Genomic DNA, 15837 nt, shown 5'->3' with positions numbered 1-15837 from the left:
CCTTTGTTTGGGATTTTTATCGGCGGTTAGTTCACGCTGGACAGCGCGACGACGGAAATCAGCGCAGGCCGGCGATGTAGTCGGCGACAGCCTTGATTTCGCGGTCGTTGAGCTTGGCGGCCACGCCGTTCATGGGCGAGCTGTTCAGGCGGACGTTGTCGCGGAAGGCCACGAGCTGGGTCACGGTGTAGTCGGCGTGCTGGCCGCCCAGGCGCGGGTACTGGGCCGGGAGGCCGGCACCGTTCGGGCTGTGGCAGCCGGCGCAGGCCGGGATCTGGCGATCGCCGATGCCGCCGCGGTAGATCTTCTCGCCGAGGGCGACCGTGTCCTTCTCCTTCGAGAAGCCCGGCTTGATCTTCTTGGAGCCGACGAACCAGGCGATGTTGCGCATGTCTTCTTCGGACAGCGCCGAGGCCAGCGGCTTCATGATGGCGCTCTTGCGCTTGCCGGACTTGAAGTCCTGCAGCTGCTTGAGGATGTATTCGGGGTGTTGTTGCGCCAGCTTGGGGTTGGCTGCGATGGCCGAGTTGCCGTCCGCGTTGTGGCACGAAGCGCAGCTTTGGCTGTTGGCCGGCGTCGCATTGAACAGCGTGTCGCCCTTGGCGGGATCGGGCTTGGCCGGCTTGGCGGCTGCCGCTGCGGGGGCAGCTGCATGCTCATCGGCTGCAAAACTCGCGCTGGCTGCGACGCCCATGAGGGCTGCAAGCAGAATATTGGCAAACAACTTCATATCGGGGGCTTCGAATTTATGGCGCAAAACCCCGCGATTCTACAATGGCGCCCCGTTCCGAAAGCCCATTGATGACCTCCCCGCGCGCCAAGTCCGCCGCTTATCCTCCCCGCGCGGCCCCTGCCGTGGACCCGCAGGTCGCTGAACGCGAGCGCGTGGCCCTCGGTTGGCTGCACACCGCCCACTTCCTGACCAGCGCTCCGCAGCTGGAGCACCTGCCCCCGGTCGACCTGCCCGAGATCGCTTTTGTCGGCCGATCCAACGCCGGCAAATCGACCGCCATCAACACCCTGACGCAGCAGACACGGCTGGCCTTCGCCTCGAAGACGCCGGGCCGCACGCAGCACATCAACCTGTTCGGCATCGGCAAGCAGAAGGTCGACGACGCCGTGCTGGCCGACCTGCCCGGCTACGGCTACGCGGCCGTGCCGAAGGAAGCCAAGCTGCGCTGGCAGCGCGTGATGGGCAACTACCTCATGACGCGCGAAAGTCTGCGCGGGGTTGTCCTGATGTGCGATCCGCGCCACGGCATGACCGAGCTCGACGAGATCCTGCTCGACGTGATCCGTCCGCGCGTCGAGCAGGGCCTGAAATTCCTCGTGCTGCTGACCAAGTCCGACAAGCTCACGCGCACCGAAGCCGCCAAGGTGCTGTCGATTACGCGACTGAACGCCGGCGGCGGCGAGGTCAAACTGTTCTCGGCCCTGAAGAAGCAAGGGGTCGGCGAAGCGGCCGAGCTGCTGTGGCGCTGGGTGCATCCCGACGACGCCGCGCCAACGCCCGCGCCGCCACCGGCCGAAGACGCCTGATGCGCTAGAGGAACCGGCTGCATCGAGCGCCTCGCCTGCGAAGTTCACTATCAAAACAATAGCGACAGTCAACCCAAGGAGACACGAAGCATGATCGAGACCTTCCAACGCAGCCTGCCCAACGGCACCACCCTGAGTTGCCGCGCCGCCGGCAAGCCGGGCCAGCCGCTGATGGTGTTCCTGCACGGCTTTCCCGAAGCCGCGTTCATCTGGGACGAACTGCTCGCCTACTTCTCGGACCCGGCCCACGGCGGCTACCGCTGCGTGGCGCCGAACCTGCGCGGCTTCGAGAAGTCCAGCGCGCCCACGGAAGTGGCCGACTACAAGGCCCACCTGCTGATCCAGGACATCCAGCAGCTCGTGGCCACCGAGAGCGCCGACGGCACCATGGCCGCGCTGGTGGCCCACGACTGGGGCGGCGCCTTCGCCTGGGGCTACGCCAATGCCTTCCCGCAGCAGGTCGGCAAGCTGGTCATCATCAATTCGCCGCACCCGGGCACCTTCACGCGCGAGCTGCGCAACAACCCGGCGCAGCAGCAGGCCAGTGCCTACATGCACTTCCTGGCGCGCCCCGACGCCGAAGCCCTGCTCGCGGCGGACGACTTCAAGCGCATGTGGCCCTTCTTCCTCTTGATGAAGGCCGGCCCGGACGGTTTCGGCTGGCTCACCGAGGAAGTGAAGCAGCAGTACCGCGAAGTCTGGAGCGCGGGCCTCACGGGCGCCTGCAACCTGTACCGCGTGACGCCGATGAAGCCACCGCTGCCGGGCCAGACCATCGACAGCATCCCGGTGCTGCCGCGCGAACGCCTCACGGTGACCATGCCGACCTTCGTGTTCTGGGCACTCGACGACGCCGCGCTGCTGCCGGGCCTGCTCGAAGGGCTGGAAGACTACGTGCCCCAACTCGAGGTCAAGAAGGTGCCGAACGCCACCCACTGGATCGTGCACGAGCAGCCGCAGCTGGTCGCGCGCGAGATCGAGGGCTTCCTGGCCCGCAATTGAGGCGGCCGCCGCCGGGCCGCCCCAAGGCGGGCCGCGCCTCCCCCTCGGGGGGTGGAGTTACACGCAGCGAAGCGAAGTGAAAAGCCGGGGGGCTTTCAATAGATCGGCGGCTCGCCCTCGGGGCGGGTCTTGAACCTGCGATGCACCCAGTAGTACTGGGACGGCATCGTGTCGATGTAGCCCTGCAGGCGCTCGTTCATGAGCGCCGTGTCGGCCTCGACGTCGTCGGTGGGGAAGTTCTGCCACGCCGGCAGGACCTGAATCTCGTAACCGCCCGGCGTGAGCTTGGCCACCACCGGCACCACCTTGGCCTTGCCCAGGCGCGCGAAGCGCGACAGCGACGGCACGGTGGCCGCCTGCACGCCGTAGAAGGGCACGAAGATGGTCTGGTCGCGCCCGAAGTCCATGTCGGGCAGCAGGTACAGCAAACCGCCCTTGCGCAGCCCCGCGAGGATGGGCTTGATGCCGTCCACCCGGTTGAGCGCCGCCACGTCGCCGAAGCGCGTGCGGCCTTCGCGGATCCAGGCGTCGACCATCGGGTCGCGCTGGGTCGTGTAGATCGTGGCCGACGGGCGCGCCGTGTGCATGGTGAGCGCGGTGGCCGCGGCGTCCAGGCCGTAGAAGTGCGGCGCGAACAGGATCATCGGCGCGTCGCCTTCGGCGATCTCGCGGATTTCAGAGGCAGAACCGACGATCTTGAGCCGGCTCTTCACCACCTGTTCGGGCGCATGCCAGAGCCAGCTGCGGTCCAGCCAGGACTGCGCGACGAAGACGAAGGTCTCTCGCGCGATGGCGCGGCGCTCGGCCTCCGATTTTTCGGGGAAGCACAGGGCCAAGTTCCGGTCGACCACGCGCCGCCGCGGCACGGCGATGGTGTGCAGCAGGCGGCCGAGGACCCTGCTGAAGCCGCGCACGAGCGGCAGGGGCAGCGGGGCCAGCACCCGCATGAAGCCGATACCGAGTCGGGAACTGAGGCTCATGGCGCAGCCCCTCCGGCGGCATTGGCCACCACGGCGGGTTCGCCGCGCGGCTCCTTGTAGCGCGCGTAGTCCCACACGTACTGCCCGGGCAGGCTGTGGATCAGGCGGCCGATGCCGTCGTTCATGGCGGCGGCGGCGTCCTCGATGGAGGCCTCGGGGTCGGTGAGCGCGGTGCCGACGATCGGCTCGAAGCGGATCACGTAGCCCGCGCCGCGCGGCAGGCGCTCGCACACGCTGAGGAAGCAGGCGGCACCGGTCTGTTGGGCCAAACGGGGAAGCAGGGTCATGGTGTAGGCGGGGCGACCGAGGAAAGGCGCCCACACGCCCTGCCCCAGCGGCGGCACCTGGTCGGGCAGGATGCCGGTGTAGCCGCCGCTGCGCAGCGTGCGGATCAGGCCGCGCACGCCGGTGTTGTTGGTCGGCAGGGTCTGCAGGCCGGGCCGGTCGCGCGAGCCCGCGGCGATCAGGTCGGCCATCCATTTCTTGCGCGCCGGACGGAACAGCGCGGTGATCGGCCCGAAGTCCGCGAGAAAGCGCTCGCCGATGGCCTGGCCGCACATCTCCCAGCTGCCCAGGTGCGGCGCCACGAGGATCACGCCCTTTTTCGCGCGCATCGCGGCCTCGAAGGCCTCGACGCCTTCCCAGCGCACCACGCGCGTCAGCACGCTCTCGCCCTGCGGGCGCAGCCACAGCCAGGGCAGCTCGGACGCCATGTGGCCGGCGGCGGCGATGGCGGGACGGTACTGCGCGGGCGAGAAGCCGGCGCTCTCGGCGTTGGCCTTGAAGCGGCGGCGGTAATCCGGCGCGCACCACCAGACCAGCCATCCCAGCAAGGCGCCGAGCCGATGCATCAACGGCATCGGCACGCGGGCAAGCAGGCGGAACAGGGTGATCATTGAACGGGGAGGGGGGGGAGAGTCAGGGAGGGTCAAAAGGCGGACGCGCGCGCATGGTATTGCGCGGCTCGAATAGAATGCAAATTGTCGCCGAGTTACGGAACAACTTGCAGGGCGACACCCACAAGCGCGAATGCGATTGTGTCCCGTCGATACGTCGACATCTGCTAAAGCGTTCGCCAGGGCTCCGCAGAGTTGGCAACGCGCCAATTGAACTTCAAGGAGTGACCACAGTGGCGAACGACTTTCTCTTTACCTCCGAATCGGTCTCCGAAGGCCATCCCGACAAGGTCGCGGACCAGATCTCGGACGCGATCCTCGACGCGATCTTCGAACAAGACCCCCGCAGCCGCGTCGCCGCCGAAACGCTGACCAACACCGGCCTCGTGGTGCTTGCCGGCGAGATCACGACCAACGCGCACGTCGACTACATCCAGGTCGCGCGCGACACCATCAAGCGCATCGGCTACGACAACACCGAGTACGGCATCGACTACAAGGGCTGCGCCGTGATGGTCTGCTACGACAAGCAGTCCAACGACATCGCCCAGGGCGTGGACCACGCCTCCGACGACCACCTGAACACCGGCGCCGGCGACCAAGGCCTGATGTTCGGCTACGCCTGCGACGAGACGCCCGAGCTGATGCCCGCGCCGATCTACTACGCGCACCGCCTCGTGGAGCGCCAGGCCCAGCTGCGCAAGGACGGCCGCCTGCCCTTCCTGCGCCCCGACGCCAAGAGCCAGGTCACGATGCGCTACGTGGACGGCAAGCCCCACAGCATCGACACCGTGGTGCTCTCCACGCAGCACAGCCCCGACCAGAGCGAGACGCCGACCAAGATGAAGGCCTCGTTCAACGAAGCCATCATCGAGGAGATCATCAAGCCCGTGCTGCCCAAGGAATGGCTGCAGAACACGCGCTACCTGATCAACCCGACCGGCCGCTTCGTCATCGGTGGCCCGCAGGGCGATTGCGGCCTCACCGGCCGCAAGATCATCGTCGACACCTACGGCGGCGCCTGCCCGCACGGCGGCGGCGCGTTCTCCGGCAAGGACCCGTCGAAGGTCGACCGCTCGGCCGCCTACGCCGCGCGCTACGTGGCCAAGAACATCGTGGCCGCCGGCCTGGCGCGCCAGTGCCAGATCCAGGTGGCGTACGCCATCGGCGTGGCCCAGCCGATGAACATCACGGTCTACACCGAAGGCACCGGCGTGATCCCCGACGAGAAGATCGCCGAGCTCGTGCGCGAGCACTTCGACCTGCGTCCGAAGGGCATCATCCAGATGCTCGACCTGCTGCGCCCGATCTACCAGAAGACCGCCGCCTACGGCCACTTCGGCCGCGAAGAGCCCGAGTTCACCTGGGAAGCAACGACGCAAGCGGCCGCACTGCGCGCCGCAGCCGGCCTCAAGTAAGCACTGCGACTACCGGGCCTCAAGGCCCGCCGTCCCCTCGGGGCGGCGGGCCTTTTCCTTTCATGGCGCGTTCGCTCAGAAGCGGTACGCGCCGCTCAGGCCCACCGTCCAGTTGCGGCCCGGCGCGGGCTCGTAGAAGCGCGCATTGCCTTCGTTGACGATGACCGAGCCCATGTAGCGCCGGTCGAACAGGTTGTCGACGCGCGCGAAGGCGTTGAAGTCCCAGCGCGCCCACTTCTTCAGGTAGCCGGCGTACAGCGCCGCCACGGCGTAGCCGTGCGCGCTCGCGGTGTTCAGGTCGTTGGCCTGGATGCGGCTCAGCGCGCGCATCTCGACACCGGCGCGCCAGCCCTCGGGCGGCACCCAGCCGAGCGAGGCGAACAGCGACTGCCGCGCGATGCCCGGGATGCGGTTGCCCGCGTTCACCGCATTGCTGCCCGCGCAAGGCGACGGCGAGCAGAACGCATCGCGGTAGTTCGCGTCCAGCCACGTGTAGGCCACCTGCGTGCGCCAGTGGTCGGCCGTTTCGTGCTGCCAGCCCAGCTCGAAGCCGTTGCGCCGCGTGCGCCCCGCGTTCTGGAAGGTGGCGCGGCCGCCGCTGTTGGTGGCGGTGACGATCTCGTCGCGCGTTCGGGTGTGGAACAGCGCCGCCGTCAGCAGGCCTCCTCCCAGCCGCGCCTTCGCGCCCACTTCGAGGCTGTCGTTCACCGACGGCCGCAGCCCGAAGTTGAGCCCGCTCGCGCCGCCCGGGCGGTACGACAGCTCGTTGAGCGTCGGCGTCTCGAAGCCCCGACCGACCGAGCCGTACACCGCGAGATCGGGCGTGGCCTGGTAGCGCAGCGAGGCCACGGGCAGGGTCTTGCTGTAGCTCGCGCTGCCGCTGTCGTTGCGGTTGGCGCCGGCTATGTACAGGTCGTGCGAATCGAAGTGCACGCGGCTGCGGCGCACGCCGGCCTCGAGCGTCCAGCGCTCGGCAAAACGCCAGGCCGCCTGCGCATACGGATCGAGGTTCCAGACCTCGTTGCGCTCGTTGCGGCGCAACCGCCCCTGCACGCCCAGCAGGGGCGCGGCCACCGGGCCCAGGTAGTTCTCGTAGCCGCGGCGGCGCTCGCGCAGGCTGTCGTAGCCCAGGCCCGCGACGAGGTCGAAGGGCCGGTCGGCCAGCTGCAGCGCGGCGGTCCAGCGCAGGTCGACGCCGCCGTACTGGCGCGTGAGGTCGATCACGCCGCCCGCATGCAGCGGACTCTGCTGCGCCGACGGCGGGATCGACTGGAACTGCACGGTCTTGCGCTCGCCGCCATAGACCATGAACTGCAGCGCCTGCTCGGCATTCAGGCGCCGCTCGTAGCGCAGGCCGACCTGCGTCTGCTCGACCGTCTTGCGCGTGTCGTACTGCAGCGCCAGCGGCGCCTTGCGCGGTGCCTGCGCGACCTGCTCGGCCGTCAGGCCCAGCGGGTCTTGCGCCTCGATGCGCACGCTGTTGAACACCAGCGTGAGCTTGTCGCCGTTGTCCAGCGCGATGCCCAGCTTGCCGTTCGCGATGTTGCGCCGCGCGGCGCTCTGCTCGCGCCAGCCGTCGGTGCGAAAGTGGCTCGCGCCGAGCAGGTAGTCGACCGCGCCCTGCGAACCGCTGAGCTGCACCGACTGGCGCCAGCTGCCGAAGCTGCCGCCCGCCAGCGAATAGGACAAGCGCGGTGCGCCCTCCCCCGAGGCCGTGAACGCCTGCACCACGCCGCCCGACGAATTGCCGTACAGCGCCGAGAACGGCCCGCGCAGCACCTCGACGCGATCGACCGAGCCGATGTCGATGTTCGAGGTCTGCCCCTGGCCGTCGGGCAAGGTGGCCGGAATGCCGTCGACGTACAGGCGCACGCCGCGCACGCCGAAGGTCGAGCGCGCGCCGAAGCCGCGCACCGACAGCTGCAGGTCCTGCGCATAGTTCATGCGGTTCTGCACCTGCAGACCGGGCACGGCGCCCAGGCTCTCGGACAGGTTGACCTGCATCCGGCTGTCGCGCATCTCGTCGCCTTCGACGCGGTCGACCGAGCCGGGCACGAGAAACGGAGACAGCGTGCCGCGCGGCGTGGAAACGGTGACATCGCGCAGCGTGCCGGCCGGCGACGTGGCGGGTTGCTGGCCGTGCACGGCCAGCGGAGCGCCCAGGATCAGGAGGCGAAGCGGGTAGGAGAGTGCGGCATTCATCGGCACCGATTCTGCGTCGGTGCCCTGCCCCTTCCGCCTAGCGGGAACCCGTGCGCGGCGAGCGGCGCCAGCCGTACCAGGCGCACACGAGCACCGGAATGCCCAGGCCCACCCAGGCCACCATGTCGCCGAGGCCGCCATCGCTGAACAGCGCGGTGATCAGGCCGACGGTGGTCATCACGCCGAGCGCGATCGGCCAGCCCCACATGCGCCAGAAGGACTGGTGCGGTGCCTTGTGGTGCGTCGTCATGCCTGCACCTTCATGGCCGGTGCCGGGTCGGGCTGCGGGCCCGATGCCGAGGGCGGCGCGCGCTCCGTGGCGGGCGCCGCAGTCGTGGCAGTCCGTGCCGGCACGGTGTTGCCACGCTTGAGCCACAGGTACAGCCCGCTGCCCAGCACGATGATGGTCGCGATGTCGAGCAGCGCCCACAGGATCTGCATCGGCATGCCGCCGTAGTCGCCGAAGTGCAGCGGCTGCGACACCAGCAGGCCCGTGAGGTACCACGGCATCTTCGGCGCCGCCGTCACCTCTGCGGTCTTGGCATCGACCAGCACCGGCTGCAGCAGCTTCGAGGTGAAGGGCTCGTTGCCGCGCAGGAAGAAGGTCGTGTGGTGCGGGCTCGAGAACGAGGTGCCCGGGAACGCGATGAACGACAGCTTCATGCCGGGCGCCTTCTGCATCGCGCCTTCCATCGAGCGCTGCAGCGAGCCGCGCTCGGCCACCGGCACCACCGGCTCGTTCTTGTAGGGCGCGAGCAGCGTGCTGAGCTGGTCGTACTGCCAGTACTTGATGATCAGGTCGGCCCAGGTGTTGATCATGCCGGTGGAGCCCACCACGAACAGCCACACCAGCGTGACGATGCCCAGCAGGTTGTGCAGGTCGAGCCACTTCAGGCGCGGGCGCTTCTCGCGCCGCACGGTGCCGAAGTCGAGCTTGCGCATGAACGGCGAGTACAGTACCACGCCCGAGACGATGGCCACCAGCAGCAGCAGGCCCATGAAGCCCAGGAACAGCTTGCCCGGCAGCCCGGCGAACAGGTCGACGTGCAGCTTGAACATGATGTACATGAAGCCCTGGCTGAACTCCGGCTGCGCCAGCACGACACCGGTGCGCGCATCGACCGCCACCGACTTGAAGTCTTCGGTGGGCTCGGGCGTGGGCGTGAGCGTGACGAACCACAGGCCGTCGTCGTCCTCGGGCTGCGAGACGAACTGCACCACGCGATCGGGGTGCTTGGCGCGGCCGATCTCGACCACCTTGTCCAGGCTGATGCGCGGCGTGTTCGCCGGCATCTTCGGCGCCTCGACCTCGGTGCCCAGCAGGTGGCCGATCTCGTGGTGGAAGATCAGCGGCAGGCCGGTGATGCACAGCAGCAGCATGAACACCGTGCAGACAAGGCTGCTCCACTTGTGCACCCAGGCCCAGGTCTTGATCTTTCGGCTGTCCATGTCGTCGTGCGTCGTTGGGTGGAAAAAGGCTAGAAGCGGTAGGTGGCGCTCGCCACGATGTTGCGGCGCGCACCGTACCAGCAGTCACCGCGCGAGAGGCAGGTGCTGAAGTACACCTTGTCCGTCACGTTGTTGATGTTGAGCGCATAGCGCCACTGGGCCGTATCGTAAGCAAACACCAGGTCGGCCAGTGCCACGCCCGGGATGCGCGGGCCGCTGCCGAACTGGGTGTCGCGGAACGAACTCATCACGCGCACGCCGGCGCCGGCCGAGAAGCCGCTCATGCCGGCCACCGAGAACCTGTACTTGGCCCAGAAGCTGGCCTGGTGCTTGGGCAGGCCTTCGATCTGCGCGTCGGCGTCGGTGTAGTTGTAGTGGGCGATCAGGTCGAGGTTGGCGCCCACCGAGCCCTTGGCTTCCAGCTCCACACCCCGGGTCTTGGTCAGGCCGCGCTGCGAGAACACCTTCGGCTGCTCTTCGACGATCTGGTTCTTCTCGCGCAGGTCGTACACCGCGGCGCTGAAGGCCATGGCGCGGTTCTTCGGCTCGTACTTGACGCCCGCTTCCCACTGCTCGCCGCGCAGCGGCGAGAAGATGCGGCCTTCGCGCGGCGACTGCGGCGTGAACGACTCGCTGTAGCTCAGGTACGGCGACCAGCCCGACGGATGGGCGTACATCACGCCCAGTCGCTTGGTGGTGGCGCTGCTCTTTTGCTCGTCGCTGCCGGCGGCGCTGGACACGGCCCGGTCATGGCGCAGGCCGGCCACGAAGATCCAGTTGTCGAGCTTGATCTGGTCCTGCAGGTACAGGCCGGTCTGGCGCTGGCGGGTGCGCGGACGCGCCACGCGCTCGGGTTCGTCCACGTGGCCGTACACCGGCGCGTAGAGGTCGATGGTGTCCGCGGTGGTGCCGCCCCAGACGTTCTCGCGCTGGCGCGCGAAGTCCGCGCCCACGAGCAGCGTGTGCTTGAGCGCACCGGTCTGGAAGTGGCCCTCGACGTGGTTGTCCAGCGTCTGCGTGCGGTTGCGGGTCAGCTGGCTGTCGAAGTAGCGGGGGAACACGCGCTTGAAGATCGGGTCGGTCGACCAGCTGTCGAAGCCGCTGAACGCGCCGCCGTAGTGGTAGCGGTTGTCGTTTTCGTTCTTCGCGTAGCGGAAGTTCTGGCGCACGGTCCAGCTGTCGTTGAACTTGTGCTCGAACTGCCAGCCGAAGGTCTGGCGCTCGCTGTTGTAGTAGTCGCCGGCCTCGCCGATGAAGCGGCTGGCCGGCACGCGGCCGTTCGGGTTCGGCAGCAAGGTGCCTTCCCACGGCAGGAACTGCGAGCTGCTGCCGCTCTTGTCTTTTTGCCACAGCCCCTGCAACGTGAGCGAGGTCGCCGCGTTGGGCCGCCAGGTGAGCGACGGCGCGATCACGCTGCGGTCGTCGGGCACGTTGTCCACTTGCGAATCGGACTTGCGCTGCAGCGCGATCAACCGGTACGACAGCGAGCCATCGGCATTCAGCGGACCGGTCAGGTCGGCCTGCACCTGCTTGCGGCCGAAGCTGCCGAACTGCACGCCCACCTCGCGCTGGGCCTCCTGCAGCGGCCGCTTGCTGACCATGTTGACCACGCCCGCCGCGGTGCCCGCGCCGAACAGCATGCCCGAGGGGCCGCGCAGCACTTCGAGGCGCTCCAGCGTGTAGGGCTCGGTGCGCGTCGTGCTGGTGTAGTAGCCGTAGGCCTGGCGCAGGCCATCGAGGTAGATGTCGGGGTAGGCGCCGCGCACGCGGATCGAGTCGGTGCGCGAATCGACACCGTAGGCGTCGGAGCGCACGCCTGCCGCGTAGTTGAGGGCGTCCTGCAGGTTGTTGGCGCCCTGGTCGACCATCTGGTCGCGCGTGATCACGGTGACGGACTGTGGCGTTTCCGACAGCGGCGTGTCGGTCTTGGTGGCGGTGACGGCGTTCTTCGCGCGGTAGCCGATCACGGGCGAGGTGGCGGTTTCGGCTTCGGCGTTCGCATCGACGCGCACTTCGGGCAGCGAGCCCGTACCGCCCGTTTGCGCCAGAACGTGCTGCTGCGCGTAGATCGCCAGACAGCCCACCAGCACCGAAGCGGCCCTGCGCCGCGCCCTCATTCTTGCCATGTTTTTATTGCTCATTGAACACTATTGATAACAATTCGCATTCTATTGTCAAGAAAGTCGCGGTCCACGGGTTTTCCAGCACCCGGGGCCGAAGCGTTGCAAAACCGCCGCGGTCGCTGCCGCGAGCCGGGCTACGATGCCGCCCGCACGCCCTTGCGTGCGCTGACAGGCCCCATGCTCAAGCTCCTCGCCTCGTTGTTTCCTGCGCTGCGCGGCCCGGCGCTGGTGCTGGTCGTGCTGGTGCTCACCGGCTGCGCCGGCCTGCCGCCGCGCCTGCCCGATGGGCCGCCCTCGATCGCCATTCCCGCTTCGTCCGCCACCCCGCTCGGCCACGCCGCCGCCAGCCTCGACTCACCGCCCGACGGGCTGTCGAGCATGCGGCCGCTGATCGAGGCCTCCTTCGCGCTCGATGCGCGGCTGGAGCTCATCCGCCGCGCCCGAGCCTCGCTCGACGTGCAGACCTACCAGCTCGGCAACGACAAGACCGGCCGCCTGCTGCTGCGCGAACTGCGCGACGCCGCCCGGCGCGGGGTGCGCGTGCGGCTGCTGCTCGACGACTTCTACACCGCCGGCATGGACCGCCTGCTGCTCGGGCTGGCCGCCGAGCCCAACGCGCAGGTGCGGCTGTTCAACCCCTTCGTGAACGCGCGCGACCATTCGTCGATGCGCTGGCTCGAGTTCTTCGGCGATTTCCGGCGGCTCAACCACCGCATGCACAACAAGCTGTTCATCGCCGACGGGGCCATGGCCATCGCCGGCGGGCGCAACCTCGCGGACGAGTACTTCCTGCGCAGCGAGAGCGCCAACTTCATCGACTTCGAGCTGCTGCTGGCCGGCCCGGTGGTGCCGCAGTCGGCCGGGATCTTCGACACCTACTGGAACAGCGACGTGGTCTACCCGCTGCAGCGCATGGCCGGCACGACGCTCACGCCCGACGAGCTCAAGGCCGCCTTCGACGCCGCGACCTCGCCCGCCTTTGCGCCCCTGCCCGACCCGCTGGCCGCCACCGACCTGCTGGGCGACCTGCCGCTGGGCGCGCAGCTGGACAACATCGGCGAGACGCGCTGGATCCGCGCCGAGGCCGCCGCCACCGCCGACAGCCCGAACAAGGCCCTGGGCACGATGGCGCGCCCGCAGGAGTCGCTGGCGCAGCGCTTCCACGAGATGCTGGGCGCCGCGAAGTCGAACGTGGTGGTGATCTCGCCCTACTTCATTCCCGGCGACGAGGGCATGGAGCGCATCCGCATGGGCCGCGACCACGGCCTGAGCATCACGGTGGTCACCAACTCGCTGGCCGACAGCGACGAGCCCCTGGTGAACATCAACTACAACCGCTACCGCGTCGACATGCTCAAGCTGGGCGTGAACCTGTACGAGGTGAGCACGCAGCAGCTCAAGCGCAGCGGCCAGTTCCGCAGCCTGCTCAAGAAGGCCCGCGGGCGGCTGCACGCCAAGCTGGCGCTGGTCGACCGCCAGTGGGTGCTGCTGGGCTCGATGAACCTCGATCCGCGCTCGGCCCTGCTGAACACCGAGTTCGGCGTGCGCGTGCGCAGCTTCGAGCTCACGCAGGCGCTGCTCTTCGCCTACCAGCTGGACGACATGGAAGGCGTGTACCGCGTCGTGCTCAAGCCCGACGGCCAGAACGTGCAATGGATCGGCACCGGCGATGTGCACAACGAGGTGCTCGACAGCGAGCCCGACTCCAGCATGCTCACGCGCCTGCAGCTGCTGCTGTTCTCGTGGTTCGTGCCGACCGACCAACTGTGAGCCGCGAGCGGGCGGCCCCGCGTCGCATCCTCGCCACAAATGCAAACGCCTCGCATTTAGCTCTTTAGAATTCAGCCCGCCGCGTCCAGCGGCCGTCATGGCGTGCAGCCACGGAGCTTCTTCCGTCCGCGCTGCGCCATTGCCTCACCCAGACATTTCCAGTTCAAGGCAGGGCACGACAACGCCCTTCGTCTCTCGCGACGAAGGGCGTTGTCGCGTACGGCTGCCCCTGCGCGGCGCCGCCCTCCAAGAACAAGCACAACCGGACAACATGAAGCCCTCCTCCCGCACCGCCACCCGCACCGCCACCCCCTCGCGCCCGCTGTGGCCCCTTTCGCTGCTGGCCGGCGCCGCCCTCGCGTCGCTGTCGGGCATGGCGCTGGCACAGACCGCCGCTTCGACCCTGAAGGAAGTCACCGTCAGCGCCGAGGACGACAAGGGCTACGCCCCCGCCGCCGCCAGCACCGCCACCAAGGGCAGCGCGCCGCTGCGCGACGTGCCGCAGGCCGTCAACGTGCTGCCCGAGCAGCTGCTGCGCGACCAGGGCGCCGTGTCGATGCAGGACGCCCTGCGCAACGTGCCGGGCGTGAGCTTCAACCACGGCGACGGCCAGCGCGACCAGGTCGTGATCCGCGGCTTCAGCGGCATCTCCGACTGGTTCGTCGACGGCGTGCGCGACGACGCGCTGTACTTCCGCGACCTCTCGGACACCGAGCGCATCGAAGTGCTCAAGGGCCCGGCCGCCGTGCTCTACGGCCGCGGCTCCTCGGGCGGCCTGATCAACCGCGTGACCAAGAAGCCCGTGTTCGAGCGCCGCTTCGGCGAGGTCTCGCTGGGCCTGGGCAGCCACCACTACACGCGCAGCACGATCGACCTGAACACACCCATCGGCGAGAACATGGCCTTCCGCCTGAACGTGGCGGGCGAGCAGTCGGACAGCTACCGCGACCAGCAGTTCACCGACCGCCACAACATCGCGCCTTCGCTCGCGATCAAGTTCAGCCCGCAGACCGACCTGCTGCTGCAGTACACCAACCTGCGCGACCAGCGCCTCACCGACTTCGGCATTCCGGCGCTCAACGGCCGCCCGGTCGACGTGCCCATCGGCGCCTACTACGGCTCCGCGCACGGCAAGCGCGACGACACCGTGACCAGCAAGGTGCAGACCTTCACCGCCACGCTGAACCACCGCTTCAGCGACGCGCTGAGCCTGCGCAACACCACGCGCTATTCGAGCTACCACCTGGACCGCAACAACACGCTGCCCAGCGGCACCACCGACCCGGTACGCCTGACGGTGGGCCGCACGCGCGGCATCGTCGACCGCGACGAGAGCGGCTGGTTCAACCAGACCGACCTGACCTGGCGCAACGACCTTGGCGGCTTCAAGCAGGAGTGGCTGGTCGGCGCCGAGTTCGGCGTGCAGCGCAAGCGGCTGTTCAGCGTGTCTTCCGCCACAGGAGCGCAGCGCGTGAACCTGTTCAGCCCGGTGGCGGACCCGCTGCCGATCCCGCTGGCCACCTACCTCGCCGACGGCGCGATCCCGAGCAACAGCGAGTTCAAGACCGCAGCCGTGTACTTCCAGGACCAGATCACGCTGGCGCCGCACTGGAAGGCGCTGATCGGCGGGCGCTACGACGTGTTCAAGCAGGACACCAGCTTCGAGCGCAAGCTCGCGCCGCTGGAACGCACCGACCGCAAGTTCAGCCCGCGCGCCGGCGTGGTGTGGCAGCCCGACACGGTGCAGTCGTACTACGTGTCGTACAGCCGCTCGTTCCAGCCCTCGGGCGAGAACTTCGCGCTGTCCACCGGCAACATCGACAACGCACCCGAAATCACCGTCAACAAGGAAATCGGCGCCAAGTTCGACCTGCTCGACGGCGGCCTGAACCTCACGACCGCGCTGTTCAACCTGGAGCGCTCGGGCATCAAGAACACCGACCCGAACAACCCGCGCCGCCAGATCAACGTCGGCACGCAACGCACCAACGGCCTGGAGCTCGCGCTCAACGGCCGCCTGCCGGGCCGCTGGGACGTGAGCGCGGGCTATGCCTACCTCGACGCGAAGATGACCAAGTCGCTCGCCACCGTGAGCTCGCTGCAGCTGCCCGTGGGCGCCGCGATCCCGGTGCAGGGCAAGACCGCTGCGCTCACGCCGCGCCACTCGGCCTTCGTGTGGGCCATGAAGGATCTCGGCCACGGCTTCAGCGCCGGCGGCGGCCTGAACTACGTCAGCGCGCGTTATGCCTCGCTGAGCAACCTCGTCACGCTGCCCTCGTACCTGACCGCCGACCTCGCGGCCAACTACAAGACCGAGCGCTACGAGATCGCGCTGAACCTGAAGAACATCGCCAACCGCAAGTACTACGTCTCGGCCCACGGCAGCGTGGACAACCTGATCCTGCCGGGACCGGGGCGCGAGGTGCAGCTGACCTTGCGCGCCAAGTTCTGAGAAGGC

At 68.3% G+C, this 15837-nt stretch carries 12 protein-coding genes; 5 read left to right on the top strand and 7 right to left on the bottom strand.

Annotated elements, in window-relative coordinates; translation table 11 throughout:
• Positions 1-58: 58 nt before the first annotated feature.
• Positions 59-730, bottom strand: a complete 672-nt coding sequence (locus AC07O4_RS28230) for a c-type cytochrome (protein WP_062471798.1) — start codon at positions 728-730, stop codon at positions 59-61.
• Between the two features lie 71 nt (positions 731-801).
• Here AC07O4_RS28230 and yihA point away from each other — a divergent pair, with 71 nt between their 5' ends.
• Together yihA and AC07O4_RS28220 are read left to right on the top strand one after the other, a co-directional pair.
• On the top strand, positions 802-1539 hold the full coding sequence (yihA, locus tag AC07O4_RS28225; RefSeq protein WP_095948319.1) for a ribosome biogenesis GTP-binding protein YihA/YsxC: 738 nt from the start codon (positions 802-804) through the stop codon (positions 1537-1539).
• Positions 1540-1629: 90 nt separating this feature from the next.
• Complete coding sequence (locus tag AC07O4_RS28220) at positions 1630-2541, top strand: alpha/beta fold hydrolase (protein WP_495306260.1); 912 nt, start codon at positions 1630-1632, stop codon at positions 2539-2541.
• Positions 2542-2636: 95 nt separating this feature from the next.
• Here the strand turns inward: AC07O4_RS28220 and AC07O4_RS28215 are convergent, their stop codons facing one another.
• On the bottom strand, positions 2637-3521 hold the full coding sequence (locus AC07O4_RS28215) for an LpxL/LpxP family acyltransferase (protein ID WP_095743746.1): 885 nt from the start codon (positions 3519-3521) through the stop codon (positions 2637-2639).
• Entirely contained in the window at positions 3518-4417 is a 900-nt protein-coding gene (locus tag AC07O4_RS28210; RefSeq protein ID WP_095948316.1) for a lysophospholipid acyltransferase family protein, read from the bottom strand. The genes AC07O4_RS28215 and AC07O4_RS28210 overlap by 4 nt, the downstream gene beginning before the upstream one ends.
• A 233-nt stretch (positions 4418-4650) precedes the next feature.
• On the opposite strand from AC07O4_RS28210, the gene metK reads away from it, so the two are divergent.
• Positions 4651-5835 (top strand): methionine adenosyltransferase, encoded by a 1185-nt coding sequence (metK, locus tag AC07O4_RS28205; protein ID WP_062471813.1) that lies wholly within the window; start codon positions 4651-4653, stop codon positions 5833-5835.
• 75 nt (positions 5836-5910) lie between these two features.
• Here the strand turns inward: metK and AC07O4_RS28200 are convergent, their stop codons facing one another.
• Genes AC07O4_RS28200 through AC07O4_RS28185 form a run of 4 tightly spaced genes read right to left on the bottom strand, consistent with a single transcriptional unit; the run spans position 5911 to position 11612 of the window.
• Positions 5911-8037: a TonB-dependent receptor domain-containing protein gene (locus tag AC07O4_RS28200; protein ID WP_495306259.1), complete on the bottom strand. Its 2127-nt coding sequence runs from the start codon at positions 8035-8037 to the stop codon at positions 5911-5913.
• A 37-nt stretch (positions 8038-8074) separates the two neighbouring features.
• The gene (locus AC07O4_RS28195; protein WP_070059960.1) at positions 8075-8287 is read right to left on the bottom strand and encodes a hypothetical protein; all 213 of its coding nucleotides are present in this window, start codon (positions 8285-8287) and stop codon (positions 8075-8077) included.
• On the bottom strand, positions 8284-9486 hold the full coding sequence (locus tag AC07O4_RS28190) for a PepSY-associated TM helix domain-containing protein (protein WP_492734055.1): 1203 nt from the start codon (positions 9484-9486) through the stop codon (positions 8284-8286). The genes AC07O4_RS28195 and AC07O4_RS28190 overlap by 4 nt, the downstream gene beginning before the upstream one ends.
• A gap of 29 nt (positions 9487-9515) precedes the next feature.
• Positions 9516-11612, bottom strand: a complete 2097-nt coding sequence (locus AC07O4_RS28185; RefSeq protein WP_495306257.1) for a TonB-dependent siderophore receptor — start codon at positions 11610-11612, stop codon at positions 9516-9518.
• A gap of 174 nt (positions 11613-11786) precedes the next feature.
• Here AC07O4_RS28185 and AC07O4_RS28180 point away from each other — a divergent pair, with 174 nt between their 5' ends.
• A complete protein-coding gene (locus AC07O4_RS28180; RefSeq protein ID WP_495306256.1) occupies positions 11787-13379 on the top strand; it encodes a phospholipase D family protein in 1593 nt (530 codons plus the stop codon).
• Between the two features lie 373 nt (positions 13380-13752).
• Positions 13753-15831: a TonB-dependent receptor gene (locus tag AC07O4_RS28175; protein WP_495306287.1), complete on the top strand. Its 2079-nt coding sequence runs from the start codon at positions 13753-13755 to the stop codon at positions 15829-15831.
• Positions 15832-15837 lie beyond the last annotated feature (6 nt).

The organism is Variovorax sp. GW821-FHT09D04 (assembly GCF_059416405.1).
The sequence above is the reverse complement of the archived record's forward strand: the minus strand, read 5'-3'. Positions and strand labels throughout refer to the sequence as shown.

What these genes read in the sequence shown, in the direction of transcription:
- AC07O4_RS28230 (WP_062471798.1), bottom strand. Translation starts at nt 730, where the DNA reads ATGAAGTTGTTTGCCAATATTCTGCTTGCAGCCCTCATGGGCGTCGCA.
- yihA (WP_095948319.1), top strand. Translation starts at nt 802, where the DNA reads ATGACCTCCCCGCGCGCCAAGTCCGCCGCTTATCCTCCCCGCGCGGCC.
- AC07O4_RS28220 (WP_495306260.1), top strand. Translation starts at nt 1,630, where the DNA reads ATGATCGAGACCTTCCAACGCAGCCTGCCCAACGGCACCACCCTGAGT.
- AC07O4_RS28215 (WP_095743746.1), bottom strand. Translation starts at nt 3,521, where the DNA reads ATGAGCCTCAGTTCCCGACTCGGTATCGGCTTCATGCGGGTGCTGGCC.
- AC07O4_RS28210 (WP_095948316.1), bottom strand. Translation starts at nt 4,417, where the DNA reads ATGATCACCCTGTTCCGCCTGCTTGCCCGCGTGCCGATGCCGTTGATG.
- AC07O4_RS28200 (WP_495306259.1), bottom strand. Translation starts at nt 8,037, where the DNA reads ATGAATGCCGCACTCTCCTACCCGCTTCGCCTCCTGATCCTGGGCGCT.
- AC07O4_RS28195 (WP_070059960.1), bottom strand. Translation starts at nt 8,287, where the DNA reads ATGACGACGCACCACAAGGCACCGCACCAGTCCTTCTGGCGCATGTGG.
- AC07O4_RS28190 (WP_492734055.1), bottom strand. Translation starts at nt 9,486, where the DNA reads ATGGACAGCCGAAAGATCAAGACCTGGGCCTGGGTGCACAAGTGGAGC.
- AC07O4_RS28185 (WP_495306257.1), bottom strand. Translation starts at nt 11,612, where the DNA reads ATGGCAAGAATGAGGGCGCGGCGCAGGGCCGCTTCGGTGCTGGTGGGC.
- AC07O4_RS28180 (WP_495306256.1), top strand. Translation starts at nt 11,787, where the DNA reads ATGCTCAAGCTCCTCGCCTCGTTGTTTCCTGCGCTGCGCGGCCCGGCG.
- AC07O4_RS28175 (WP_495306287.1), top strand. Translation starts at nt 13,753, where the DNA reads ATGGCGCTGGCACAGACCGCCGCTTCGACCCTGAAGGAAGTCACCGTC.